Below are 25,225 nucleotides of genomic sequence, written 5' to 3' on the forward strand. Positions count from 1 at the left end.
CGACGCTCATGCTTCCTCCTNCACGCGTCGGTGGTCATCGCGTCGAGGCAAAGCTCGAGGTTCTGCACGCACGACGGCACCGGGTGGGTGTCGAGTGCGGCGACGCTCATGCTTCCTCCTGCTGGCCTACCCCCATTGTAGAGGTAGTATCAGGCAGGAAACAAGCACATATTCGAATGCGTGACGAAGGTCCGAAACCCTCGAGTCCTTCGGCGCCGGCACTCCGGGTCGTTGGCCCTGCTCCTCCGTGGCACGATCCCCCCATGCCCTCCACGACCTCCCGACGCGGCACGCTGACGCGCCGCAAGATCGCCGAGGCCGCCCTGCGGCTGATCGACGACGAGGGCATCGGGTCGGCCTCGATGCGGGGGATCGCCAAGCGTCTGGGCGTCGAGGCGATGAGCCTCTACAAGCACGTCGGCACGCGTGACGACCTGCTCGACGCGGTCGTCGACCTGGTGGTGGCCGAGCTGGACGCCGATCCCGAGGTGCTGCGGGTGGCCGAGAACGGCTGGCGCGACTACCTGGAGCGGCTCGCGCGCGGCGTCCGCCGCTACGCGATGGCGCACCCGCACGCCTTCCCGATCGTGGCCACGCGACCGTCGGAGGCGCCGTGGATCAACCCGCCGCTGCGGTCCCTGACCTGGATCGAGTCGGTGCTCGAGGCGCTGCAGGCGGAGGGCTTCGACGACGACCAGGTGGTGTTCGCCTACCGGTCGTTCAACAGCTTCCTGCTGGGCTACCTGCTCATGGAGACGGGGGCGCGGACGCTGCGAGACCCGCGGGACGGCGACGGGTCTTTCTCCGCAGGTGCCGACGCCGCGGAGCCCGTGCCCGGTGGGCTCACCCCCACCCGTGACGAGGACGAGCAGGAGGCGGTGGCGCAGGCCGAGACGCCCCTGGAGATCCTCGACCCCTCCGGCGCCGTGGACGAGGCGACGTACCCGACGATCCACCGGCTGGCTGCCGGCCTGGCGGCCGACCGCTACGCCGAGGAGTTCGACCGCGCCCTGCAGGAGATGCTCGACGGCATCGCCTCGCGTCTCGCCGACTGACCTGCTCGCCGACCGGGTCGCGAGCGCGCCCCCGTTCGTGACCGAGGTCGCACGACACTCGTCTTGTGGGCCGCAGGCTTACGGCGTAAGGTTTACAACGTAAGCCACCCCGTTCCCCCACCCGAGAAGGAGAGTTCCATGAGCTTCATCGACAAGGCCAAGAACACCGCGGAGAAGGTCACCGGCGAGGTCAAGGAGGCCGTCGGCAAGGCGACCGACAACAAGGACCTCGAGGCCGAGGGCAAGAAGGACCAGACCAAGGGCTCGATCAAGAACGTGGGCGAGGACGTCAAGGACGCCTTCAAGAAGTAAACGCGTGTCACTGAGAAGTCACTGAACGTTCATCGGGCAGCGCTCGTTGGAGTTGCAGCGACTTCCAGCCGTCGTACCGTCGAAGTGTCACCCACCGATCCAGGAGGATCATCATGAGCTTCATCGACAAGGCCAAGAACACCGCTGAGAAGGTCGCCGGCGAGGTCAAGGAGAACGTCGGCAAGGCCACCGACAACAAGGACCTCGAGGCCGAGGGCAAGAAGGACCAGGCGTCCGGCTCGGTCAAGAACGCCGGCGAGAACGTCAAGGACGCCTTCAAGTGATCCTTGCTCGCTGAGCATCCGGCGAAGCCCGGTCACCGTCACGACGGCGACCGGGCTTTTCTGTGCCCGCACGTGCGGGCACGGACTCAGCGGCCCCGGCTGGCGTCGAGGGCGGCGATGAGCGTGGGCGCGTCCCACTGGCCGCCGTGCCGGGCGGTGCCGATGAAGAACGTCGGCGTCCCGGACACGTCCATGAGGTCGGCGTCGTCCTCGTCCTCGCGCACACGTCGGCGCACCGGGTCGGAGTCGAGGTCGGCCTCGAAGCGCTCGAGGTCCAGGCCGATCTCGTCGGCGTAGCGGAGCAGGTCGAGCCGCTCCAGCTGCGCCTGGTTGGCCCACAGCAGGCGGGCGTAGTCGAAGTGCCGACCCTGCAGGTAGGCCGCCTCGTAGGCGCGCGCCGCCAGCTCGGCGTGCGGGTGGTGCTGGTGCAGCGGCAGGTGGCGCCACACCCACACGAGGTCGCCCTCGAAGTGCTCGATCACCTCGTCGACCATGCCCGTGGCCCGGCTGCAGAACGGGCACTCGAAGTCGCCGTACTCCACGAGCACGAGCGGGGCGTCGGCACGGCCCTTGAAGTGGTCGCGCTCGGGGTCGAACGGCCGCAGGAGCACGGCACCGGGCTGCACGACGGGCCGGCGGGCGTCGAGCGCCTTGAGGACGACCCAGCCCAGCACGAACGCCAGCACGGAGGCGGCGAGGACGCCCACGCGAGCCTCGTCCTGCGCCGCGGGGTCGTCGATGGCGATGCCGACGATCAGCAGCGAGATCGTGAAGCCGATCCCCGAGAGGGCGGCCCCGCCCGCGACGCGGCCGATGGTCAGACCGGGCGCGAGCACACCGAGGCCCACCTTCTGGGCGAGCAGGGTCGCGCCGGTGATGCCGAGGAGCTTTCCGGCGACGAGCCCGGCCACCACGCCCCACGTCAGTGACGACGAGGCCGACCGCTCGAGGGTCGCGGCGTCGAGCACCACGCCGGCGTTCGCGAGCGCGAAGATCGGCAGGATCACGAACGCGACGTAGGGCGCGAACGACTGCTGGAGCCGCTCGTTGATGGAGATGGACTCGCGCAGCTGGCGGCCCGCGGCCGCGGCGTAGGCCGGGTTGGGGGACTGGCGGAACGCACGCGTCAGCTCCACGACGCGCTCCACGTCGTGCCGGCGAGGCGCTGCGACGGGGATGAGCAGCGCGACCGCGACGCCCGCGAGGGTGGCGTGCACCCCCGCCTCGTGCAGACCGAACCAGACCACCACCGACAGCGCCGCGTACAACGGGCCCCGGCCCGACGGCAGCAGTCGCACGAGAGCGATCAGCGCGAGGGCCCCCACCGCGACGAGCAGCGGGGTGACGCGCAGGTCGTCGGTGTAGAAGATCGCGATGGCGCCCAGGGCGCCGATGTCGTCGACGACGGCCAGCGTCAGCAGGAAGACCCGGAGCCGGGAGGGGTGGTGCGGCCGGATGATGGCGAGCGCGCCCACGAGGAACGCCGTGTCGGTGGAGATGACCACGCCCCAGGCGTGCGCCTGGCCGGAGTCGCGTGCGATCAGCAGGAACACGAGCGCGGGGACCAGCAGCCCGGCGAGCGCCGCGGTCGCGGGCACGATGGCGCGGGACCGGTCGGTGAGCTCGCCGATCGTCAGCTCGCGCTTGACCTCCAGCCCGACGGCGAAGAAGAAGAACGCCATGAGCGCGTCGTTGACCAGGTGGTAGAGGTCGAGGCCCATCGACCAGTCGCCCACGGCCACGCGCGCCTCGGTGTGCCAGAACGCGTCGTACCCGCTGCCGAGGTTGGCCCAGGCGATGGCCGCGAGGGTGGCCACCAGCAGCATGCCGGCGCCCAGCTGCTCGGTCTCGGCCCCGGCCACCCCACGACGGAGCCGGGTCAGGCGGGAGTCGGCAGCGGTCTCGGTCTCGCTCACGGGCGACATCCTCGCAGTCGGGTCACGGAGTGCACCAACCATCGGCCTCGCCGTGCTGTTCCCGCTGCCGTCGGTGGCACCCGACCGCGGCGGGTGGGCCGTTGCCCGGACCCGCCCGCCGGGCGAGCCGGGCCGTGCCCGGCCACTAGACTCCCCTTCCGTGAGCGCCGACACCCAGAACCCCGACGACGACCTGCCCGAGCAGCTGCGGATCCGCCGCGAGAAGCGCCAGCAGCTCATCGACGCCGGCCTCGAGCCGTACCCGACGGACCTGGGTCTCACCCACACCCTGGCGCAGGTGCGCGAGGCCTACGACCCCGAGGTGCTCGGCGCCGACCACCACACCGGCGACGTCGTGACGGTGGCCGGGCGGGTCATCTTCCGCCGTGGCACGGGCAAGCTGGTGTTCGTCTCGCTGCGCGAGGGCGACGGCACGAGCCTGCAGGCGATGGTCTCGCTCGACGGCGTGGGGGAGGAGTCGCTCGAGCGGCTCAAGCACCTCGTCGACATCGGCGACCACCTGGCCGTCACGGGCGAGGTCATCACGTCGCGGCGCGGCGAGCTGAGCGTCCAGGCGTCGTCGTGGGCGATCGCCGCCAAGACGCTGCGGCCGCTGCCGAACGAGCACAACCCGCTCTCGGACGAGGCGCGCAGTCGGATGCGCTACGTCGACCTGATCGTCCGCCCCGAGGCCCGCGACAACGTCCGCGTGAAGGCCAAGGTGCTGCAGTCGCTGCGCCGCACCCTCGACGAGCGCGCCTACGTCGAGGTCGAGACGCCGGTGCTCCAGCACACCAACGGTGGAGCGGCCGCCCGCCCCTTCCACACCCACGTCAACGCCTTCGACGAGAGCGCCCTGCTGCGCATCGCCCTCGAGCTGCACCTCAAGCGCTCGCTCGTCGGCGGCATCGACCGCGTGTACGAGATCGGCAAGACGTTCCGCAACGAGGGCGTGGACAACACCCACAACCCCGAGTTCATGATGCTGGAGGCGTACGAGGCGTACGGCTCCTACGACACGATGGCCGACCTCACCCGCGCGCTCGTGGTCGACGCGGCCCGTGCGGTCGGTCGGACGGTCGTCCCCGGTCGGGACGGCAGCGAGATCGACCTCGAGCAGCCCTGGCGGCGGGCCACGATCCACGAGCTGGTGGGCGAGGCCGTCGGCCAGCAGGTCGACGTCGAGACGTCCGAGGAGTCGCTGAAGGCCCTGGCCGCCCGGCACGACGTGGCGCTGCAGGACCACTGGGGCGCCGGAGAGATCGTGCTCGAGCTGTTCGAGAAGCTCGTCGAGCACACGCTGATCCAGCCGACGTTCGTGTGCGACTACCCCGAGGCCGTGCGTCCGCTCGCGAAGAAGCACCGCACCACCCCCGGCCTGGTCGAGGCGTGGGACCTGATCATCAACGGCGTCGAGCTGGCTCCGGCCTACACCGAGCTCAACGACCCCGTCGTGCAGCGCGAGCGGCTCGAGGAGCAGGCGCGCCTCGCCGCGGCCGGTGACCCCGAGGCCATGGACGTCGACGAGGACTTCCTGCGCGCGCTCGAGTTCGGCATGCCCCCGGCCGGTGGGCTCGGGCTGGGCGTCGACCGGCTGGTGATGCTGCTGCAGGGCATCGGCATCCGCGAGGCGATCCTGTTCCCGATCTCGCGTCGCGAGGTCTGAGACCGGACGCACGACCCGCGGGGGCGCGCGGCGGTCGCGTCGGCCGTGCGACGTCGGGCAGGATCGCGGCATGTCCCGTGCGCCGGTCGCCCTCTGGTGGTTACTGCTGCTGGTCGCGGCGGGGGTCGCGATCGTGCCGGTCGGCTCGGTCGAGCACCGTGCCGAGTCGACGGCCGAGGAGCTCGCCCAGGCCCGCGGGTGGGAGGGGACGACCCAGCTGGTCGAGGGCCGTTTCGTGCGCATGAGCCGCGTGCAGGAGGTGCTCCCGCGCTCCTACAGCGCCCGCTCCACCTACGAGGTCGAGGTGAGCGGGGCGTCCTCGCCCGTCGAGGTCGACGTGCCTGCGCGCAGCGACAGCGGTCCGCCGCAGGAGTCCGAGCAGCCCGACCGGCTCGACCTGCGCATCGCGCGCGACGACCGGGGTCGGGCCGAGGCGGTCGAGTGGGGGGAGTCCCTCGCCTCGCTCGACGTCGAGATCGCACGGCGCGTCGACGCGGCCTCGTCCGCTGCTGACCGGGCGACGCTGACGCGGTGGACGGTCGGGCTGGTGCTCGGCGTGCTCCTGCTCGGCTGCGTGCTGGCCACGGTGGTCGCGTCGCGCGAGCCCGGTGGTCTCGGCCGACGCTTCGCCGGCACGCGCGCGGCCGCCGACGCCGAGCCGGACCGGCTGGAGCGCGCGGCGCGCTCGCCCGAGCTGCCGATCGGCATGCTCGTGCTCACGCTGTTCGCGCTCGTCGTTCCCCTCGGCTGGCCCGACCGCGGCACGGCCGTGCTCTCCGGATTCGTGGCGCTCGCCGCCGTGTCGCTGCTCGTGCGGGAGCAGGAGGCGGTCGCGCGGGTCGCGACGTCGGGCGCCCCCGCGTCGACGGCGCGTCGCCGGGTGGCGCTGGTGTGGCGCGGCTCGGCCGTCGTCGGCGTGCTGCTCGGCCTGCTCCTGCTGTTCCTCGGCTGGTTCTCCAGCGGGCTCGCGCCGGACGCGGCGGAGGGCGGCGAGATGCTGCGCCGGGGTCTGGCCGTGCTCGTCCTGTCCGGGTGCACGGTCGCGGCGGCGTTCCACCACCGGGCGGGCCCCGTCCCGACGCGTTAGGCGGCTGCGTCGGCCGTCAGGAGGAGTAGGCCGAGGTGTCGCCGACGCGCTGCGTGGAGCGGGTGCCGTCGAGGCTCGCCGGAACGGTGCCCGCGACGGTGATGCGATGCATGACGCGGTGGTGGTCGTCGTAGTCGGCCACCGCGTAGTGCTGGGTGGCGCGGTTGTCCCAGATCGCGACGTCGCCCGGCTCCCAGCTCCATCGCGCGGTGTTCTCGAGGCGGGTGATCTCGCGCTGCAGCATCTCGAGGACCGAGGCCGAGTCGCGCGTGGACAGTCCCACGAGGCGCTTGACGAACTGGCCCAGCAGCAGCGACCGTTCGCCGGTCTCCGGGTGCACGTGCACGACCGGGTGCTCGGCCTCGAACAGCCTCGACCCGAACTCCTCCCGGTACGTCTCCTCGGCGACGTCGATGCCGCCGATGCGCTGCTCGTCGACGTCCGCGGCGTAGTCGTACCGGTTGGTGTGCACGGCCCACAGCCGGTCGGCCATCGCCCGGACCGCGGGGTGCAGCGACGCGTAGGCCGCCGCGGTGTTGGCCCAGACCGTCGTCCCTCCGTACGGCGGGAGCGTCACCGACCGCAGGACGCTGATCGCGGGCACGCGGTCGACGAAGGTCACGTCGGTGTGCCAGGCGTTGGCCTTGCCGTGCGAGGAGTCGATCGGCAGCACCGCCGCTCCGACCCCGCGGACCGTCGGGTGCGGCGAGGTCGGGACGCCGAGGGTGGCGGCGAACGCGTGGTGCTCGGCGTCGGTGAGGTGGTGCTGCCCGCGGACGAAGATCACCTTGTGGCGCAGCAGCGCGGCGCGGACGTCACGCACCTCGGCAGCCGTCAGGTCGCCACCGAGACGCACGCCGGAGACCACGGCGCCGATGCGTCCACCCACCTGTCGCACCGCGACCGTGGAGGCCGTCGTCGTGGGATCGGGTGCGGTGAGGGTCATGAGGAGTCGCTCCGGACGTCGTCGGGGGTGTGTCCCTCCCACGGTGCGCCCGATCGGCGACGCCTGGCGACGATCTCGCAGTGTGGACGCCCCGCCCTCGCTCACCTTGGCTCTCCCTCACTCACCTGCGAAGGTCCGCCATGGTGGGTGGGGGAGAGCCATGGTGAGCTCGCGATTCCCATCAGGTGATGGGAATCGCCGAGCCGGCCCGAGCACCCCCTGAGGGCGAGCCCTGCGCCCCGGTGCCCGCGGCGGGGCCGGCGCTGGTTACGCCCAGGGTGAACAGCGGAACACCCGGCCCCGGGTTCCAGTTGTGTGACGTACGTGGACGTCCCGCAGTGCGCTGGGGCACCCGCACCTAGACTGACAAGAACACACCCGATCAAGGGGGCCCCATGTTCGAGAGGTTCACCGACCGCGCCCGTCGCGTCGTCGTGCTCGCCCAAGAAGAGGCGCGCATGCTCAGCCACAACTACATCGGCACCGAGCACATCCTCCTCGGCCTCATCCACGAGGGTGAAGGCGTCGCCGCCAAGGCCCTGGAGAGCCTCGACATCTCGCTCGAGGCCGTCCGCGGACAGGTCGAGGACATCATCGGCCAGGGCCAGCAGGCGCCCAGCGGGCACATCCCGTTCACGCCGCGCGCCAAGAAGGTCCTCGAGCTGAGCCTGCGCGAGGCGCTGCAGCTCGGCCACAACTACATCGGCACCGAGCACATCCTGCTCGGCCTGATCCGCGAGGGCGAGGGCGTCGCCGCCCAGGTCCTCGTCAAGCTCGGCGCCGACCTCAACCGCGTCCGCCAGCAGGTCATCCAGCTGGTCTCCGGCTTCCAGGGCAAGGAGGCCGAGACCTCCGGCGCCCCCGCCGAGGCCGCGCCCAGCACGTCGGCCGTGCTCGACCAGTTCGGTCGCAACCTCACGCAGGCCGCCCGCGAGGGCAAGCTCGACCCCGTGATCGGTCGCGAGAACCAGATCGAGCGCGTCATGCAGGTCCTCAGCCGCCGCACCAAGAACAACCCGGTGCTCATCGGCGAGCCCGGCGTCGGCAAGACGACGGTCGTCGAGGGTCTCGCCCAGGACATCGTCCGCGGCGACGTGCCCGAGACGCTCAAGGACAAGCAGATCTACACGCTCGACCTCGGCGCGCTCGTGGCCGGCTCGCGCTACCGCGGCGACTTCGAGGAGCGCCTCAAGAAGGTGCTCAAGGAGATCCGCACCCGCGGCGACATCATCCTGTTCATCGACGAGATCCACACCCTCGTCGGTGCCGGTGCCGCCGAGGGCGCGATCGACGCCGCCAGCATCCTCAAGCCGATGCTGGCCCGTGGTGAGCTGCAGACCATCGGCGCCACGACGCTCGACGAGTTCCGCAAGCACTTCGAGAAGGACGCGGCGCTCGAGCGCCGCTTCCAGCCGATCCAGGTGCCGGAGCCCTCGATCGCCCACACGATCGACATGCTCAAGGGCCTGCGCGACCGGTACGAGGCGCACCACCGCGTCACCATCACCGACGACGCGCTGGTCGCGGCCGCCACGCTGGCCGACCGCTACGTGTCCGACCGGTTCCTGCCGGACAAGGCCATCGACCTCATCGACGAGGCCGGCTCGCGCTTGCGCATCCGCCGCATGACGGCTCCGCCGGACCTCAAGGAGTTCGACGAGAAGATCGCCGACGTCCGCCGCCGCAAGGAGGGCGCCATCGACGCGCAGGACTTCGAGGCCGCGGCCTCCCTGCGTGACGAGGAGAAGAAGCTCATCCTCGCCAAGGCCGAGCGTGAGAAGGCCTGGAAGGCCGGCGACATGGACGTCGTGGCCGTCGTCGACGAGGAGCTCGTCGCCGAGGTCCTGGCGCTCGCCACCGGCATCCCGATCGTCAAGCTGACCGAGGAGGAGTCCGGCCGCCTGCTCAACATGGAGGCCGAGCTGCACAAGCGGGTCATCGGCCAGGACCAGGCCATCAAGGCCCTCAGCCGTGCCATCCGCCGCACGCGCGCAGGTCTGAAGGACCCGCGTCGTCCCGGTGGGTCTTTCATCTTCGCCGGGCCCTCGGGCGTCGGCAAGACGTGGCTGTCCAAGGCGCTCGCCAACTTCCTGTTCGGCGACGACGACGCGCTCATCCAGCTCGACATGAGCGAGTACAGCGAGAAGCACACCGTGGCACGACTGTTCGGTGCGCCTCCCGGCTACGTCGGCTACGAGGAGGGCGGCCAGCTCACCGAGAAGGTGCGCCGCAAGCCCTTCAGCGTGGTGCTGTTCGACGAGGTCGAGAAGGCCCACCCGGACATCTTCAACTCGCTGCTGCAGATCCTGGAGGAAGGTCGCCTGACCGACTCCCAGGGCCGCGTGGTCGACTTCAAGAACACCGTGATCATCATGACCACGAACCTCGGCTCGCGTGACATCGGCAAGGGCGTCTCGCTCGGCTTCGCCGACGCGAACAACACGATGGGGTCGTACGACCGGATGAAGGCCAAGGTCTCCGAGGAGCTCAAGCAGCACTTCCGGCCCGAGTTCCTCAACCGTGTCGACGAGATCGTGGTGTTCCCGCCGCTCACGCAGGACGAGATCATCCAGATGGTCGACATGATGGTCCGCAACCTCGAGGACCGTCTGCGCGACAAGGACATGGGCATCGAGCTCACGACCGCGGCCAAGGACCTGCTCGCGCGTCGCGGGTTCGACCCGGTGCTCGGTGCGCGCCCCCTGCGCCGCACCATCCAGCGCGAGATCGAGGACACGCTGGCCGAGAAGATGCTCTTCGGTGAGCTTCGGGCCGGCGAGATCGTCCTGGTCGACGTCGAGGGCGAGGGTGCCGAGGCCGTGTTCACGTTCGTGGGCACGCCCAAGGCCGACCTCGAGCTGACCGAGGGCCACGACCCGCTCGCGGTCGAGGCAGGCAGCTCCGAGTAGCAGCACGCAGCAGTCACGACGACGGCGTCCGATCCCTCCGGGATTGGACGCCGTCGTCGTGCTGGGCGAGGATGCGGGGATGACCTCGAAGGCCAAGAAGCTCCTCATCGTCGCCGCAGCCCTCGTGGTGGCAGGCGTCCTCGCCTTCGCACTGCAGCCGGGTGAGCCCGAGGCCGTGTGCGTCCAGGAGGGCACGCCCTCGTCCGGCTTCGTCGACGAGGACCAGGGTGGGTGCCCGATCTCGATCGAGAGCTACGAGGAGATCGCCGACTACCGGTCGGCGCCGAAGCCCTTCCGGATCGCCGGGCTGCTCCTGCTCGTCGCGGGCGTGGGCGCGGGCGTGGCCGCCCTCGTCATCGGCCGCCGTGGAGGCGCGAGCTCGCCGAACGCTCCCTGAGCCCCTGAGCCCCTGAGCCCCTGAGTCACGCCGCGGTGTCGCCGAGGCGCTCGCTCACAGGCTGAACGTGCCGTCGGGGTGCACCTGGGCGAGGCCCTCGTCCAGCAGGGCGTCCAGACAGCGCTCGCGCTGCGCCGCGTCGTCCCACACGGCGTCGAGCCGCCCCTGGTCCACCGGCTCCGTGGCGTCGCGCAGGACGGCCAGCAGGCGACCACGGCACTGGCGGTCGGTGCCGGCCCAGGTCTGTCCTCGGCGGGGCGGGCCGTCGTGGTCGGGTCGGCCCAGCGCGAGCCAGCGGCAGCGGTCCGCCACCGGGCACACGTCGCACCGCGGCGCCCGGGCGGTGCACACGAGCGCGCCCAGCTCCATGGTCGCCGCGGCCCAGCGGTGGGCGCCCTCGGCGGGCAGCAGCGCTGCCGCCAGTCGTCGCTCGGACGCCGAGATCGAGGTCGAGGGGTACGCCTGGCCGAGGACCACGCGTGCCAGCACGCGACGCACGTTGGTGTCCATGACCGCGTGCCGCTGCCCGAAGGCGAACGAGGCGACGGCCGCGGCGGTGTACTCGCCGACCCCCGGAAGGGCCAGGAGGGCGGCGTGGTCGTCGGGCACCCGGCCGCCGTGGTCGGTCGTGATCGCGACGGCCGCGGCGTGCAGGCGCTGCGCCCGGCGCGGATAGCCGAGTCGTCCCCAGGCTCGAACCGCCTCGCCCGAGGGCTCCGCGGCCAGCGACGCGGGGGTGGGCCAGCGCGTCATCCAGGTCTCGAAGACCGGAAGCACCCTGGACACGGGGGTCTGCTGGAGCATGAGCTCGGAGACCAGAACGGCCCACGGATCGGGCAGGTCGTCGGGCCCCCCGGCGGGGGTGCCGGGCCGTGGGCGGCGGACGGGTCCCCGCCAGGGCAGGTCGCGGGCGTTCGCGTCGAACCAGTCGACCACCGCGGCGTGCAGTCCGGGCAGGTCCTCGACCGGTGTGCTGGGGGAGGAGGTCATGGCGCGTCGATCCTCGCACGGGTGCCGCGCGAACTAGGGTCGGAGGGTGAGCTCGCGACCGGTCCGACGCCCCGTCCCGCGGGCGATCTACTGGCGTCGTCGCTTCATGCTGCTGGCCCTGGTCATCGCACTGGTGTGGGTCGGTGTGACCCTCTGGCCCGGTGGCGCCGACGACGACCCGCCGGCCGCTGCGCCTGCTCCGTCGGCGTCCACGTCGGCCGGCAGCACACCCACGCCCGAGCCCGCGCCCACCCAGGCCGCGCAGTCGGACGTCCAGGTGGCGCTCGCCACGGCGAGCACCCCGTGCGACCCGGAGGCGGTGCGGATCACGCCCACCGTCCCGGCCGACCAGCGGGCCAAGAAGGCGGTCCGCGTGGAGCTCCTCGTGTCCACCACCGAGGCGAAGGGCTGCACGCTCGACCCAGCCGATGCCGACCTCGTGGCCGTCATCAGCAGCGGTGACACGGCGGTGTGGGACTCGGCGGTCTGCCGGTCGGCGCTGCTCGAGGATCCGGTCGCGCTGAGTCCCGGGTGGTCGACGTCGGTGGCCACCAGCTGGTCCGGTCGCGGTTCCGGGCCCGCCTGCTCGGCCAAGGAGGGCTGGGCCTCGCCCGGCACGTACACGCTGCGCATCGGCACCCTCGGCGGCGAGCCCGGGTCGGCGAAGTTCCGTCTCGGGCAGGCAGCTGCCAAGCCGAAGCCGACGGCCACCGCCAGCAGCTCCGCGAGCGCCACCCCGAAGCCGAGCGGCTCGCCGTCGCCGAAGACGACCACCCCCACCCCGGCGCCCGACGAGGAGTGAGCCCGGTGGCCTCCGTCGTGGACTCCGGCAGCGCACCTCCTCGCTGAGGGGTCGACGGTAGGTGTCGTACCTCTCGGACGCGCGATCTGGTGCGTCACCTACCTCTGACGGCCCGGTTCGGTGCGTCACCTACCTCTGACGAGGGGGACGGGTCAGACGTAGCGCTCGAGGATGCTCGACTCGGCGAGGCGGGAAAGGCCGTCGCGAACGCCGCGGGCGCGCAGGTCGCCGACGCCGTCGACGGTCTGGAGGTCGTCGATGCTGGCGGCGAGCAGCTTCTGCAGCGTGCCGAAGTGGTCGATGAGCCGGTCCACGACCGTGTGGGGCAGTCGCGGGACGCGCGCGAGGAGCCGGTAGCCGCGGGGGGCGAGAGGGTGGTCGAGCGAGTCGCCGGCGCCGATGCGCAGGGCGGTGGCCACGCTCGTGAGGTCGACCAGCTCGGAGGAGTCGATCCGTGCGAGGTCGTTCAGGACGGTCGAGACGGCGCGTCCGCGACGGCCGGACGGCATGTAGTCGCGGATGACCAGCTCGCGCTCGGCGTCGACCCCGCTGATCAGCTCCTCGAGCTGGAGCGCCAGGAGGCGACCGTCGGTGCCGAGCTCGAGCACGTACTGGTCGATCTCGGTGGCGATGCGGCTGACCATCTCCAGACGCTGGGCCACGGCGGCGACGTCGCGCACCGTCACGAGGTCCTCGATCTCGAGCGCGGAGAGGGCGTCGGAGACCTCGTCGAGGCGGCTGCGGTACCGCTCGAGCGTGGCGATGGCCTGGTTGGCGCGGCCGATGATCGCTCCCGCGTCCTCGAGCACGTGACGGGTGCCCTCGAGGTAGAGGGCGATGATGTGCATCGAGGCCGAGACGGAGATGATCGGCAGCCCGGTCTGGCGGGCGACCCGGTCGGCGGTGCGGTGGCGGGTGCCGGACTCGTCGGTGGGGATCGACGGGTCGGGCATGAGGTGCACGGCGGCACGCAGGATCCGCTGGGCGTCGGAGTCGAGGACGATCGCGCCGTCCATCTTGGCCAGCTCGCGCAGGCCGGTGGCGGTGAAGGGCACGTCGAGGGCGAAGCCGCCGGTGCTCACGGACTCGACGACCTTGTCCTGGCCCAGCACGATGAGCGCGCCGGTGCGGCCGCGCAGGATGCGTTCCAGCCCCTCGCGCAGGGCGGTTCCGGGCGCGATCGCTGCCAGGACGGTGCGCAGGTCGGGTCGGGAGGCCACGGGAGCAGTCTAGGGCCGCGCGGGGGTGTCGCGACCACGCGCGCTCGGCAGGGCCAGCACCGCCTGGACGACGTCGGCCACCTGGGTGACGCGCAGCGAGCGCGGGACGTCGTCGAGACCCTCCGAACGTGCGGGCACGATGGCCGAGGTGAAGCCGAGGCGGGCGGCCTCCCGCAGACGTTCGGCGGTGTGCCGCACGGGGCGCACCTCGCCGGCCAGGCCCACCTCGCCCAGCACCACCAGACCCCGCGGCGCCACGCGGTCGGCCTGGGCCGACGCGGCCGCCACGAGCACCGCGAGGTCGACCGACGGCTCCACCAGACGCGCGCCGCCGACCGACGCCGTGTAGACGTCGTGGCGGGACAGGTTGACGCCGCAGTGCCGCGTGAGCACGGCCAGGATCATGGCCACGCGTGAGGAGTCGAGGCCGCTGGAGGTGCGACGGGGTGACGGGGCGTTCGTCTCGACCGCCAGCGCCTGCACCTCGGCCAGGAGCGGGCGACGACCCTCCATCGTGACCGTGACGCACGTGCCCGGGACCGGCTGCTCGTGCCGGCTGACGAACAGGCCGGTGGGGTCGGGAACCTCGACGAGCCCGGAGTCGGCCAGGTCGAAGCAGCCGATCTCGTCGACCGGACCGAAGCGGTTCTTGACCGCTCGCAGCAGACGGAGTCGTGAGGCGCGGTCGCCCTCGAACTGGAGGACGACGTCGACCAGGTGCTCGAGCACCCGCGGACCGGCGACCGAGCCGTCCTTGGTGACGTGCCCGACGAGCAGGGTGGCGATGCCCTCGGCCTTGGCGCGCTGGATGACCGCCGAGGCGACCTCGCGCACCTGGGTGACGCCGCCGGGGACGCCGTCGACGTCGGCCGAGCCGATCGTCTGCACGGAGTCGACCACGAGCAGGCTCGGGCGCACCTGCTCGACGTGGGTGAGCAGGGCCCCCAGGTCGGTCTCGGCGGCGAGGTACAGCTCGTCGTGGACGGCCCCGGTGCGCTCGGCCCGCAGCCGTACCTGACCGGCCGACTCCTCGCCCGAGACGTAGAGGGTGCGGCGGCCCTGCTGGGCCCACCGGGCGGCCAGCTCGAGCAGCAGCGTGGACTTGCCGACGCCGGGCTCGCCGGCGAGCAGCAGCACGCCGCCGGGCGTGACACCGCCGCCGAGCACGCGGTCGAGCTCGCCGATGCCCGAGGAGATGGACCGTGCCGACTCGACCTCGACCTGGGTGATCGGACGGGCGGGGGTGACGGTGGCGGCCGGGGCCGTGCGACCGGCCCGGGCGGCGGGGGAGGCGACGTCGACCGTGCCCCACGCCTGGCACTCGCCGCAGCGGCCCACCCACTTGCTGGTGGTCCACCCGCACTCCGCGCAGGCGTAGACGGGCTTGGCGGCCTTGGTCGCCTTGGCAGTGGGCATGCTGCCCACCCTAGGCGCGGGTGCCGACAGGAGGTCGGCCGCACGCACAGGGCGCGCCCGCGTCACGTCGGCTCCCGCCGGGGCCGGCGCCCGTCGGGAGGGAAGCGGCGATGTCGGGCAGTCCGTGGGGACGGCTCAGATGCGGACGTCGCCCTGCGGCGTGGAGAACGAGACGCTCATGATGCCGGGCAGGCCGTGGGGTGCCACCCACTCGACGGCGATCTCCTCGAGTGCGGTCACGGCGGGCTCGCCCAGCCAGTCCGAGAGCCGCTGCGGGGAACCGGCCATCTCGACGGCCGTGAGGGCGATGTCGGACGGCGCCATCTGCGACGGGTGCTCCTCGGGCGGGACGTCCCAGCAGGTGACGTAGGGCAGCTGCGGGTCGGCCTTCATGCCGCTGGTCCCGATCTGGCGCCACTCGAGGTTGAAGCCGTCGGGGCGACGTCGGTTGCCCGGCACGGCGTGCCGACCGATCCGGTGCTCGACCTCGGCCATGTCGTCGACCGACACGCACCAGGCCATCCAGCCGCCCCCGGCCTCGGTGCGCTGGCGCACGACCTGGCCGAAAGCGGCCTTGTCGGCGGCCGGGTGGTCGAGGACCTCCACGACCTCCACGTACTGACGGTTGCGCAGGGGGAGCACCATGTTGCGGGTGCCGAAGCGGGGGTGGGCCCCGCCGTCGAGGAACGTGGCTCCGAGGGCCTCGGAGAGCTCCGCCACGGTGGCGTCGAGGCCAGCGGGTCCGGCGGCGTACGAGAGGTGGTCGAGGTGCATGGGCCATTCTTGCCAGACGGCCCAGGTGTCCGGACGACCGGGGTCGACCAGCGTGAGGTGCGCGGTGCTCATCGGACCGCTCCCGCAGCGGCTCTCACGGCGTCGCTCCCACCGTCGCGGGGTGGGGGTTGGGGCCGCCGGCGTCGAGGTGGTCCTCGCACTGGCGCGCCAGCTCGGCGTAGCCCGACTCGCCCATGAGCGCCACCAGCTCGTCGCGGTTGGTCAGGTACAGCGGCTCCGGCGCCACGTGCGCCTCGGTGTTGGACGAGCAGTACCAGTCGAGGTCGTGACCGCCGGGGCCCCAGCCGGCCCGGACGTACTCGCCGATCTGGACCTCCGAGTAGGAGGTGCCGTCGCCGCGCTCGACGTCGCGGAACTGGCGGCGCAGCGGCAGCTGCCAGCACACGTCGGGCTTCAGCGTCAGCGGCGGCACGCCCTCGGCGAGCGCGAGCCCGTGGAGCGCGCAGCCGTAGCCACCCTCGAAGCCACGCGGGTTGTGGAACACGCAGGCGCCCTCGACGGCGCGGGTCTTGGGCTCGTCGTCCTCGTCGGTCTCGGTCCACGATCCGTCCAACGGGTTCGGGCCGTCGGGGTGGCGGTACCAGCGCTCGGGCGTCAGGCGCTCGACCGCCGTGGCCACGCGCGCCTGGTCCTCGTCGTCGGCGAAGTGCGCGCCGAGCGTGCAGCAGCCGGCGTCGGGGCTCGACGCGTAGATGCCCGCGCACCCGCCGCCGAAGACGCAGGTCCAGCGGGAGGTGAGCCACGTGAGGTCGCAGCGGAACACCTCGTCGGCGTCGTCCGGGTTCGCGAACTCGACCCACGTCCGCGGGAATCCCAGGTCGACCTCCGGCATGCGTCCACTGTACGGAGACCGACGCCGCGCCCCGGCCGTGGGCATCCGTGGGAGGATGGGGCCATGCGCATGGGCGTCCTCGACATCGGGTCGAACACCGGGCACCTGCTCATCGTCGACGCCTACCGTGGCGGACCCCCGCTCCCGGCGCACTCCTTCAAGGAGCCGCTGCGCCTGGCGGAGCAGCTCGGCGACGACAACCGGGTCACCGGCGAGGGCCTCGCCCGGCTCGTGAAGTACGTGGGCGAGGCGCAGTCCGAGGCGCTCGAGCGCGGCTGCTCCAGCGTGGTCGCCTTCGCCACCTCCGCGGTGCGCGACGCCGACAACGCCGACGAGGTCCTGGCCGCGGTCCGGGAGTCGACGGGCGTCGACCTCAAGGTCCTCCCGGGCGAGGACGAGGCACGACTCACGTTCCTCGCGGTCCGCCGCTGGTTCGGCTGGTCCGCCGGCCGCCTCGGCGTCTTCGACATCGGCGGCGGGTCGCTCGAGATCGCCGTGGGAGCCGACGAGGAGCCCGAGGTCGCCCGCTCGGTGCCGCTCGGTGCCGGGCGTCTCACCCGCGACTGGCTCTCGTCGGACCCGCGTCGCGAGCGCGGTCACGTCGAGCTGCGTCTGCACGCGCGCTCGGTGATGGCCGACGTGGCCGGGCCGCTGCTGCGTGGCGGTGGATTCGACCGGGCGGTCGCCACCAGCAAGACCTTCCGGTCCCTCGCGCGCATGTGCGGTGCCGCGCCGTCGAGCGAGGGTCGGTACGTGAGGCGCGTGCTGCGCCGCGCCGACCTGCGCCCGCTCATCTCCGAGATCGTCCACCTGAGCGACGAGGAGGTCGCCGCCCTGCCCGGTGTCTCCCAGGACCGTGCTCACCAGATGGTGGCCGGCGCGGTCGTGGCCGAGGCCGCCATGGACCTCTTCGACGTCGACGAGCTCGAGATCTGTCCGTGGGCGCTGCGCGAAGGGGTGCTCCTCGAGCACCTCGCGCACCTGTAGGCCCGGTCTGCCCACCATGGTCCGCTGATCTAGGCTGCCCCTGCCATGTCGACCCGGAAGCCTGCCGAGCGCCGCTCCGACCCGCAGCTGCGGGTCTCGCTGTCGACGTCGTCGGTCTACCCCGGCAGCACGGCCAGCGGGTTCGAGGCGGCGGCGCGCCTGGGGTACGACGGCGTCGAGGTCATGGTCGGCGTCGACGACGTGAGCACCGACGCGGTGGCCTGCAGCGCGCTCTCGGAGTTCCACGGCGTCCCGATCGTGTCGATCCACGCTCCGACGCTGCTGCTCACGCAGCGGGTGTGGGGCACCGACCCCTGGGGCAAGCTGCACCGCAGCGCCGAGATGGCTCACGCCACCGGCGCGTCGGTCGTGGTGGTGCACCCGCCGTTCCGCTGGCAGCGGGACTACGCCAAGGGCTTCGTCGAGGGCATCGCCGACCTCGAGGCCGAGCACGGCGTCGTGTTCGCCGTGGAGAACATGTACCCATGGCGCACGGGCAAGCGCGAGTTCCACGCGTACCTGCCCGACTGGAACCCCGTCGACGAGGAGTACGCGCACGTCACGCTCGACCTCTCGCACAGCGCGACCGCCGGGGACGACCCGGTCGCGATGGCGCGCACGCTGGGCAGCCGCCTGGCCCACGTGCACCTGGCCGACGGGGCCGGCTCGCCGAAGGACGAGCACATGGTGCCCGGGCGCGGGACGCAGCCGTGCGCGGAGTTCCTCGAGCTCGTCGCCGAGTCCGACTTCGACGGCGAGATCGTGGTCGAGATCAACACCCGCAAGGCCTCGGACACGGCCGAGCGCGAGGCCGACCTGCTGGAGGCCCTGGCCTTCGCCCGGCTGCACGCCGCGCGACGTCCCTGACGGGTCACGCGTCGGACCCCGCGAACAGCGCCCCGACGACGGGACCGCGTGCCAGGATGCGGCCATGATCTCCCTGGACCAGCTGGTCGCGTTCGGCCTCGCCGCGCTCGTGCTCATCGCCATCCCGGGGCCCAGCGTCGTGTTCGTGATCGGGCGCGCCCTCGCCTACGGCCGCGCCGTCGCCCTGGCGACCGTCGTCGGGAACTCCGCCGGGCTGCTCGTGATCGTGGGCCTGGTGACGCTCGGCCTGTCCGCGATCCTGGAACGTTCGGTGCTCGCCTTCACCGTGGTCAAGCTGGCCGGCGCGGCCTACCTGGTCTGGCTGGGGGTGCAGGCGGTGCGGCACCGCAAGGACCTCACCATGGCCGACGTCGACGGGGCTGCGCCGCAGCGGCGCCTCCCGCTGCGGGTGGTGGCCCGGCAGGGCTTCGTCGTGGGGATCACCAACCCGAAGGCGTTCATGATCTTCGCTGCCGTGCTGCCCCAGTTCGTCGACCGCGGAGCGGGCCACGTGCCCGCGCAGATGCTGCTGCTCGGACTCGTGGCCTTCGCGATCGGTCTGCTGAGCGACGGGCTCTGGGCCGTCGTGGCCAGCGGCCTGCGGTCCTGGTTCGCGCGGTCGCCGCGGCGCGGCGAGGCCGTCGGCGCCCTCGGCGGCGTGTCGATGATCGGGCTCGGCGTGGCCCTCGCCGCCACCGGGCACCGGAGGTAGGTGACGCACGTGTCGCGGCAGCCAGAGGTAGGTGACGCACCTGTTCGGACCGCCGAGAGGTGCTACGCCTACCTGCGACGACGCGGACGGACGACCTAGGCCCCCGCCCGCCCCAGCCGGCTCGACAGCACGGAGCCGACGATCAGCTGCAGCTGGTGGTAGATCATGAGCGGCAGCACGACGAACGCGACGACGTCGCTGGGGAACAGCACGGTCGCCATCGGCAGGCCGCTCGCGAGGCTCTTGTTGCTGCCGCAGAACAGCAGAGCCACCCGGTCGCCGCGGTCGAACCCGACGAGCCGTCCCCAGGCCACGCACCAGCCGAGGGCGGCGCCCAGCAGCGCCGCGCAGAGCAGTGCCACGGCGACGACGTCCAGGACGGGGGCGGCCGACCAGATGCCCGCCTCGGCTCCCTCGCTGAAGGCGACGTAGACGATCAGCAGGATGGTGGACCGGTCGAAGCGCTTGAGCCCGGTGTCGTGGCGCGTCACCCAGCCGCCGACCACGGGTCGCAGGAGCTGGCCGAGCACGAACGGGGCGAGCAGCTGCAGCACGATCCGCAGCACGGAGTCGGCGTCGACGCGGGCCTCGCCACCCAGCAGCAGGGCGACGAGCACCGGGGTCAGGACCACGCCCAGCAGGTTCGAGGTCGAGGCGCTCACCACGGCCGCGGCCACGTTGCCGCGGGCGATGCGGGTGTAGACGACGCAGCCCTGCACCGTCGACGGGACCAGCGTGGCGAGCAGGAGGCCGGCGGCGAGCTGCGGGGACAGCCACGCGTCGGTCAGCAGTCGGGCGCCGAGCCCCAGGACGGGCAGGACCACGAACGTGACCGAGAGGATGCTGAGCTGGAGCCGCCAGTGCCGGAGGTTGTGCAGGGTCTCGGCCGCCGAGAGTCGCGCGCCGTAGAGGAAGAACAGCAGCCCGATGCCCACCATGGAGGCGATCCGCACGACCTCGAACGCCGGCCCGGTCGCCGGGACCACGGAGCCGGCGACGGCCACGGCGAGCAGCAGCAGGAGGAACGGGTCGACACGGCGCACGGCCACGACGCTACGCCCGCCTACGCTGGCGTCATGACTGGTACCTCGAGCGACGGCATCGACCCCGCACGCATCGCGATCCTCGGCGGCGGGGTCATGGGCGAGACGCTGCTGACCGCCCTGATCGCGTCGGGCCGACGCCCCGTCGACCTCGTCGTCAGCGAGAAGATGCCCGAGCGTGCCGAGGAGCTGAGGCAGCGGCACGGGGTCGAGGTCACCGACGTCGCCGCGGCCGTGCAGCGCGCCGGCGTGGTGCTCGTCGTGGTGAAGCCGCAGGACGTGCCGTCCGTCGTGGCCGAGATCGCCCCGCTCGTCGACCCCGCGGCCACCCTCGTGTCGTTGGCCGCAGGCGTCCGCATCGCGACCTACGAGAGCGCGCTGGCCGACGGCGTCGCGGTCGTGCGAGCCATGCCGAACACCCCGGCGCTGGTGGGGGAGGGCATGTTCGGCGTCTCGCCGGGCGCCGCCTGCGACGACACGCGGCTGGCCGAGGCCGTGGCCCTGCTCGAGACCGGCGGTCGGGTCGTCGTGGTGCCGGAGGACCAGCAGGACGGCGTCACGGCGGTCTCCGGCTCCGGACCCGCCTACGTCTTCTACCTGGCCGAGGCGATGATCGACGGCGGTGTGGCGGCCGGCCTCGACCGCGCCACCGCCCGGGCCCTGGCGGAGCAGACCATCCGGGGAGCCGCGGCCCTGCTCGCCGACACCGACGACGAGCCCGCCGAGCTGCGCCGCCGGGTCACCTCGCCGCACGGCACCACCCACGCCGCCATCAGCACGTTCGACGACCACGGCGTCGACGCGGCCCTGCGTGCGGGGGTCGAAGCGGCGGCACGCCGTTCGGCCGAGCTCTCCGCGTCGTAGGCTGCCAGCATGCCGGACACCGAACCGACCGGGGCGAGCGACGAGACCGCTGGGCCCTGCCTCGTCTTCGACGAACGCCTCACCGGGTACAACTTCGGTGCCGCGCACCCCATGGCGCCGGTGCGCGTCGACCTGACGATGGTCCTGGCCGGCGAGCTCGGCGTGCTCGACCACCTCGAGGTCGTGGGCGCCGAGCCCGCCACCGACGAGGAGCTGTGCACCGTCCACACGCCCGCCTACGTGGAGCGTGTGCGCAAGCTGTCGCAGCACCCCACCCACGCCGACCCGAGCGTCGGCCTCGGCACGGAGGACAACCCGGTCTTCAGCGGCATGCACGACGCGAGCGCGCTCATCGCCGGGGCCACCCTGGAGGCCGCGCGTCGGGTCTGGACGGGGCGCAACACCCACGCCGCCAACGTCTCGGGCGGCCTGCACCACGCGATGCCGGGCTCGGCGAGCGGGTTCTGCATCTACAACGACCTCGGCGTCGCGATCGCGTGGCTGCTGGCGCAGGGCGCGCAGAAGGTCGTCTACCTCGACGTCGACGCCCACCACGGCGACGGCGTCCAGGCCATGTTCTACGACGACCCGCGGGTGCTGACCATCTCGATCCACGAGGGGCCGCAGTCGCTGTTCCCGGGCACGGGCTGGTCCACGGAGACCGGCGGCCCGGGCGCGGAGGGCTCGGCGGTCAACATCCCGCTCCCGCCCGGCACGTCCGACGCGGGGTGGCTGCGCGCCTTCCACGCGATCGTCCCCGACGTGATCCGCGAGTTCGGTCCCGAGATCATCGTCTCCCAGCACGGGTGCGACTCCCACATGGACGATCCGCTGACCAACCTGATGCTCAGCGTCGACGGCCAGCGCGCGTCGTACCTGGCCGTGCGCGACCTCGCCCGCGAGGTCTGCGGCGGACGGTGGGTGGCGACCGGTGGCGGCGGGTACGCGGTCACCGAGGTCGTGCCCAGGGCGTGGACGCACCTGCTCGCGATCCTGGCGGACCACGACGTGGACCCCGAGACCGCGACGACCCAGGGCTGGCGCGACCACGTGGAGCGGCTCCGGGGCGTGCGGGCCCCGCAGCGCATGACCGACGGTCGGTCCGCCTCGTACCGAGCCTGGGAGCTGGGCTACGACCCCGCCAGCTGGCTCGACCGCTCGATCCTCGCGGCCCGCACCGACACCTTCCCGCTGCTCGGTCTCGACCCGCACCTGTGACCTGCGCGGGCACGTCGCGCCCGGCCACTTTCGTCTCCCCTATCCCAAACGTCCCACGAGGCACTACGCTTCCCAGCACGCACTCGTGACGCGTCGCCGGAGGGGAAGCCGGGGAGGCGCGGGTGCCCCGAAAGCAAAGGTGAGGACATGACCGCAGGAACGACCTTCCTGACCGTCGCGGAGGTCGCGGCACAGATGCGCGTCTCCAAGATGACCGTGTACCGACTCGTCCACAACGGACAGCTGGAGGCGATCCGCGTCGGCCGCAGCTTCCGCGTGCCGGAGAAGGCGGTCGAGGACTACCTCCAGAAGTCCTACTACGAGGCCGGCTGAGCCGTCCCGTCCGTCGTCGCGTAGTCTTGGCGTCCGCCAGTTCCGCAACAAGCAGAGGTCATATCCGTGGGTTCAGTCATCAAGAAGCGTCGTAAGCGGATGTCGAAGAAGAAGCACCGCAAGATGCTCAAGCGAACCCGCGTCCAGCGTCGCAAGCTCGGCAAGTAGGGACCTATGGGGCGGGTCGTCCTCGTCACGGGGGTCTCGGGCACTCTCGCCTCGCGCGTCTCTCGCCATCTCGCCGATCTCGGTGAGTCCGCCGGGATCGACCGCGTGGTGGGGATCGACCTGCGCCCCCCGGAGGGCGACCTCGGCGGCGTCAAGTTCGTCCGCGCCGACATCCGCACCCCCGTCGTCGCGAAGGTGATCGCGGTCGAGGACGTCGACACCGTCGTCCACCTCGACCTCGCCCCGGCCCGGGGCCGTTCCGGCTCCGGCGTCAAGGAGCGCAACGTCATCGGGACGATGCAGCTGCTGGCGGCCTGCCAGCGTTCCACCACGGTCTCCAAGCTCGTCGTCGGGTCGTCGGTGGCCGTCTACGGCTCGTCGCCGCGCGACCCCGCCCTGTTCATGGAGTCCGACTCCGCTCGCGGCGGGGTGCGGACCGGCTTCCCCAAGGACGTCGTCGAGGTGGAGTCGTACGTGCGCGGCTTCGCGCGGCGTCGGCCCGAGATCCTGATCACGACGGTGCGGGCCGCGCAGACGCTGCACCCGCAGATCGAGTCGCCGCTGCGCAGCTACTTCCTGAACCCGCTGCTGCCGGCCGTGATCGGCTTCGACCCCCGGCTGCAGTTCCTCTCGCTGCAGGACACGCTCTCGATCATCGAGCAGTCGGTCGTGAAGGACCGCCCCGGCACGTTCAACGCGGCAGGGTCCGGCGTGCTGCTGCTGTCGCAGGCCGCGCGCCGCATGGGCAAGCCCGTGGTGCCCCTGCCCGGCATCGGCTTCGGTGCCGCTGCGGCACGGATCGTGCGCAGCATGGGCGGCGAGATCTCCCCCGACCTGCACCGGCTCCTGACGTACGGCCGCGCGGTCGACACCAGCGCCCTGCGCGACATCTTCGGCTACGAGCTCTCGGCCACGACCGAGCAGGTCTTCGAGGAGTTCCGACTCGCGCAGCGACCCGGTGTCCTGGCGCTCCTGGGAGGTGGCCGATGACGGACGAGCGCCGCACCATCGGCACGAAGGGCGCAGCCGGACGCGGTTCCCGCGGAGGCTCGCCCTCCTCGGGCGCACGCTCCCTCGCCGGCAAGACCCCGGCGTCGGGCAAGCCCGTCCGCAAGGCTGCGGCACCGGCCGAGCCCGTGGAGCCCGCCGACACCCCGGCTGTGGAGACCCCGCCCGCCGCGACGAAGGCCGTGACGTCCGGCGCAGCCAAGACCACGAAGGGCACGACGTCGGGCGCCAAGAAGTCCGCCGCCACCGGCCCCGGGGCGACGAAGAAGGCCGCCTCGGCCAAGCGTGCGACGGGTGCCTCGGCCAAGCGGCCCGCCTCGTCGCGGTCCACCGCCGGGGGTTCTCGGCTCCGGGCGGTCACCGAGGAGGACGCCGCGGCTGCTGCCGCCGCTGCGGCCGAGGAGGCGGCACGCGAGACGCGCACGGCATCGGGCAGGGCCACCCTGCCCGGCCTGCCGGTCGAGGACATCGTCCTGGCCGTCGCGCAGGCGGCCCAGCGCGTCCTCGGCTCCGACTGGGAGCACCGGCTCGCCCTCGCCTTCGCGGCCCTGCGCAAGCGACTGACCGGGGACTTCGAGGTCGACGAGTTCGGCTTCGACCCCCAGCTCACCGAGATCCTCATCGCCGCGGTCGAGCCGCTCGCCGAGACGTGGTTCCGGCTCGAGGTGCGCGGCGCGGAGAACATCCCCACCGACGGTGGCGCGCTCCTCGTGGCCAACCACTCGGGCACGGTGCCGCTCGACGGCGTGATGACCGGATACGCGGTCAAGAAGTACAGCGGCCGCGACCTGCGTCCGCTGGGCGCCGACCTGGTCTTCGCCCTGCCCTTCGTGGGCCAGATGGCCCGACGTGCCGGCGCGACCCTGGCCTGCACCCAGGACGCCGAGCGTCTGCTCGGCACCGGCGAGATCGCCGGCGTCTGGCCCGAGGGGTTCAAGGGCATCGGCAAGCCCTTCGCCGAGCGGTACAAGCTTCAGCGCTTCGGTCGCGGCGGCTTCGTGTCGTCCGCGCTGCGGGCCCAGGTGCCCATCGTGCCGGTCTCGATCGTGGGTGCCGAGGAGATCTATCCCCTCGTCGGCAACGTGCCCTCGCTGGCTCGTCTGCTGGGTCTGCCCTACCTGCCGGTCACCCCGTTCTTCCCGCTGCTCGGCCCGCTCGGCATGATCCCGCTCCCGAGCAAGTGGATCATCGAGTTCGGCGAGCCCATCCGCACCGACGCCTACGAGCCCGACGCCGCGGACGACCCGATGCTGCTGTTCAACGTCACCGACCAGGTGCGCGAGACCATCCAGCAGACGCTGTACCGGCTGCTCGTCGATCGCGGCAACGCGTTCTTCTGAGCGGCGGGACGGGTCGGGCGCGACCGTCCAGGACGTGGCCCTGCGGCTGAGCCGCTGC

25 protein-coding genes are annotated in these 25,225 nt (G+C 72.3%); 17 read left to right on the forward strand and 8 right to left on the reverse strand.

What is annotated here, in order from left to right; genetic code table 11:
• The first annotated feature begins 263 nt into the window (after nt 1–263).
• The 3 genes from ASF37_RS08870 to ASF37_RS16850 all read left to right on the forward strand — a co-directional run bounded on the left by ASF37_RS08870 (nt 264) and on the right by ASF37_RS16850 (nt 1,651).
• Nucleotides 264–1,055, forward strand: a complete 792-nt coding sequence (locus ASF37_RS08870; protein WP_056556055.1) for a TetR/AcrR family transcriptional regulator — start codon at nt 264–266, stop codon at nt 1,053–1,055.
• A gap of 138 nt (nt 1,056–1,193) precedes the next feature.
• Nucleotides 1,194–1,367 (forward strand): CsbD family protein, encoded by a 174-nt coding sequence (locus ASF37_RS16845; protein WP_082482024.1) that lies wholly within the window; start codon nt 1,194–1,196, stop codon nt 1,365–1,367.
• A 113-nt stretch (nt 1,368–1,480) separates the two neighbouring features.
• Complete coding sequence (locus ASF37_RS16850) at nt 1,481–1,651, forward strand: CsbD family protein (protein ID WP_082480264.1); 171 nt, start codon at nt 1,481–1,483, stop codon at nt 1,649–1,651.
• Between the two features lie 86 nt (nt 1,652–1,737).
• Here the strand turns inward: ASF37_RS16850 and nhaA are convergent, their stop codons facing one another.
• A complete protein-coding gene (nhaA, locus tag ASF37_RS08875) occupies nt 1,738–3,567 on the reverse strand; it encodes a Na+/H+ antiporter NhaA (protein ID WP_235493046.1) in 1,830 nt (609 codons plus the stop codon).
• Between the two features lie 160 nt (nt 3,568–3,727).
• Here nhaA and lysS point away from each other — a divergent pair, with 160 nt between their 5' ends.
• Entirely contained in the window at nt 3,728–5,233 is a 1,506-nt protein-coding gene (gene lysS, locus ASF37_RS08880) for a lysine--tRNA ligase (protein ID WP_055963901.1), read from the forward strand.
• Nucleotides 5,234–5,303: 70 nt separating this feature from the next.
• Nucleotides 5,304–6,320, forward strand: coding sequence for a hypothetical protein (locus ASF37_RS08885; protein WP_056579927.1), 1,017 nt, complete (start codon nt 5,304–5,306; stop codon nt 6,318–6,320).
• Nucleotides 6,321–6,336: 16 nt separating this feature from the next.
• Here the strand turns inward: ASF37_RS08885 and ASF37_RS08890 are convergent, their stop codons facing one another.
• The gene (locus tag ASF37_RS08890) at nt 6,337–7,266 is read right to left on the reverse strand and encodes a TauD/TfdA family dioxygenase (protein WP_056579929.1); all 930 of its coding nucleotides are present in this window, start codon (nt 7,264–7,266) and stop codon (nt 6,337–6,339) included.
• 395 nt (nt 7,267–7,661) lie between these two features.
• Here ASF37_RS08890 and ASF37_RS08895 point away from each other — a divergent pair, with 395 nt between their 5' ends.
• The gene (locus ASF37_RS08895; RefSeq protein WP_055963909.1) at nt 7,662–10,175 is read left to right on the forward strand and encodes an ATP-dependent Clp protease ATP-binding subunit; all 2,514 of its coding nucleotides are present in this window, start codon (nt 7,662–7,664) and stop codon (nt 10,173–10,175) included.
• 79 nt (nt 10,176–10,254) lie between these two features.
• Nucleotides 10,255–10,572: a hypothetical protein gene (locus tag ASF37_RS08900; RefSeq protein ID WP_156364860.1), complete on the forward strand. Its 318-nt coding sequence runs from the start codon at nt 10,255–10,257 to the stop codon at nt 10,570–10,572.
• 54 nt (nt 10,573–10,626) lie between these two features.
• Here the strand turns inward: ASF37_RS08900 and ASF37_RS08905 are convergent, their stop codons facing one another.
• Nucleotides 10,627–11,562 (reverse strand): A/G-specific adenine glycosylase, encoded by a 936-nt coding sequence (locus ASF37_RS08905; RefSeq protein ID WP_056579931.1) that lies wholly within the window; start codon nt 11,560–11,562, stop codon nt 10,627–10,629.
• Nucleotides 11,563–11,608: 46 nt separating this feature from the next.
• Here ASF37_RS08905 and ASF37_RS08910 point away from each other — a divergent pair, with 46 nt between their 5' ends.
• Nucleotides 11,609–12,364, forward strand: a complete 756-nt coding sequence (locus ASF37_RS08910; RefSeq protein WP_156368152.1) for a hypothetical protein — start codon at nt 11,609–11,611, stop codon at nt 12,362–12,364.
• A 152-nt stretch (nt 12,365–12,516) separates the two neighbouring features.
• Here ASF37_RS08910 and disA read toward each other — a convergent pair whose 3' ends face one another.
• The 4 genes from disA to ASF37_RS08930 form a co-directional block, all read right to left on the reverse strand.
• Complete coding sequence (gene disA / locus ASF37_RS17145) at nt 12,517–13,584, reverse strand: DNA integrity scanning diadenylate cyclase DisA (RefSeq protein ID WP_056579934.1); 1,068 nt, start codon at nt 13,582–13,584, stop codon at nt 12,517–12,519.
• A gap of 9 nt (nt 13,585–13,593) precedes the next feature.
• Nucleotides 13,594–15,000 (reverse strand): DNA repair protein RadA, encoded by a 1,407-nt coding sequence (gene radA, locus ASF37_RS17150; RefSeq protein WP_056557153.1) that lies wholly within the window; start codon nt 14,998–15,000, stop codon nt 13,594–13,596.
• Nucleotides 15,001–15,135: 135 nt separating this feature from the next.
• Nucleotides 15,136–15,774, reverse strand: a complete 639-nt coding sequence (locus tag ASF37_RS08925; RefSeq protein WP_055966205.1) for a VOC family protein — start codon at nt 15,772–15,774, stop codon at nt 15,136–15,138.
• 94 nt (nt 15,775–15,868) lie between these two features.
• Nucleotides 15,869–16,627 carry a hypothetical protein gene (locus ASF37_RS08930; protein ID WP_056579936.1) on the reverse strand — a complete coding sequence of 253 codons (759 nt, stop codon included), beginning with the start codon at nt 16,625–16,627 and terminating at the stop codon, nt 15,869–15,871.
• Between the two features lie 63 nt (nt 16,628–16,690).
• On the opposite strand from ASF37_RS08930, the gene ASF37_RS08935 reads away from it, so the two are divergent.
• From ASF37_RS08935 to ASF37_RS08945, 3 genes are all read left to right on the forward strand, one after another.
• Nucleotides 16,691–17,614, forward strand: a complete 924-nt coding sequence (locus tag ASF37_RS08935) for an exopolyphosphatase (protein WP_055963926.1) — start codon at nt 16,691–16,693, stop codon at nt 17,612–17,614.
• Between the two features lie 45 nt (nt 17,615–17,659).
• Nucleotides 17,660–18,481, forward strand: coding sequence for a sugar phosphate isomerase/epimerase (locus ASF37_RS08940; RefSeq protein ID WP_056579938.1), 822 nt, complete (start codon nt 17,660–17,662; stop codon nt 18,479–18,481).
• A gap of 64 nt (nt 18,482–18,545) precedes the next feature.
• Nucleotides 18,546–19,193 (forward strand): LysE family translocator, encoded by a 648-nt coding sequence (locus tag ASF37_RS08945; protein ID WP_056579940.1) that lies wholly within the window; start codon nt 18,546–18,548, stop codon nt 19,191–19,193.
• Nucleotides 19,194–19,288: 95 nt separating this feature from the next.
• Here the strand turns inward: ASF37_RS08945 and ASF37_RS08950 are convergent, their stop codons facing one another.
• Nucleotides 19,289–20,236 (reverse strand): bile acid:sodium symporter family protein, encoded by a 948-nt coding sequence (locus ASF37_RS08950; RefSeq protein ID WP_200931199.1) that lies wholly within the window; start codon nt 20,234–20,236, stop codon nt 19,289–19,291.
• Between the two features lie 33 nt (nt 20,237–20,269).
• Between ASF37_RS08950 and proC the strand changes: the two genes are divergently transcribed.
• From proC to ASF37_RS08975, 6 genes are all read left to right on the forward strand, one after another.
• Nucleotides 20,270–21,100: a pyrroline-5-carboxylate reductase gene (proC, locus tag ASF37_RS08955; protein WP_056556019.1), complete on the forward strand. Its 831-nt coding sequence runs from the start codon at nt 20,270–20,272 to the stop codon at nt 21,098–21,100.
• A gap of 9 nt (nt 21,101–21,109) precedes the next feature.
• Complete coding sequence (locus ASF37_RS08960) at nt 21,110–22,318, forward strand: acetoin utilization protein AcuC (protein WP_056556016.1); 1,209 nt, start codon at nt 21,110–21,112, stop codon at nt 22,316–22,318.
• Between the two features lie 147 nt (nt 22,319–22,465).
• On the forward strand, nt 22,466–22,651 hold the full coding sequence (locus ASF37_RS08965; protein ID WP_055963945.1) for a helix-turn-helix domain-containing protein: 186 nt from the start codon (nt 22,466–22,468) through the stop codon (nt 22,649–22,651).
• 66 nt (nt 22,652–22,717) lie between these two features.
• Entirely contained in the window at nt 22,718–22,819 is a 102-nt protein-coding gene (locus tag ASF37_RS16860) for a 30S ribosomal protein bS22 (RefSeq protein WP_012359487.1), read from the forward strand.
• Nucleotides 22,820–22,825: 6 nt separating this feature from the next.
• Nucleotides 22,826–23,809, forward strand: coding sequence for an NAD-dependent epimerase/dehydratase family protein (locus ASF37_RS08970; protein WP_055963949.1), 984 nt, complete (start codon nt 22,826–22,828; stop codon nt 23,807–23,809).
• Nucleotides 23,806–25,167 carry a 1-acyl-sn-glycerol-3-phosphate acyltransferase gene (locus tag ASF37_RS08975; RefSeq protein ID WP_056579941.1) on the forward strand — a complete coding sequence of 454 codons (1,362 nt, stop codon included), beginning with the start codon at nt 23,806–23,808 and terminating at the stop codon, nt 25,165–25,167. The genes ASF37_RS08970 and ASF37_RS08975 overlap by 4 nt, the downstream gene beginning before the upstream one ends.
• The last annotated feature ends 58 nt before the right edge of the window (nt 25,168–25,225 follow it).

Origin of the sequence: Aeromicrobium sp. Leaf289 (assembly GCF_001423335.1) — a bacterium.
In the GTDB taxonomy this organism is placed as follows: domain Bacteria; phylum Actinomycetota; class Actinomycetes; order Propionibacteriales; family Nocardioidaceae; genus Aeromicrobium.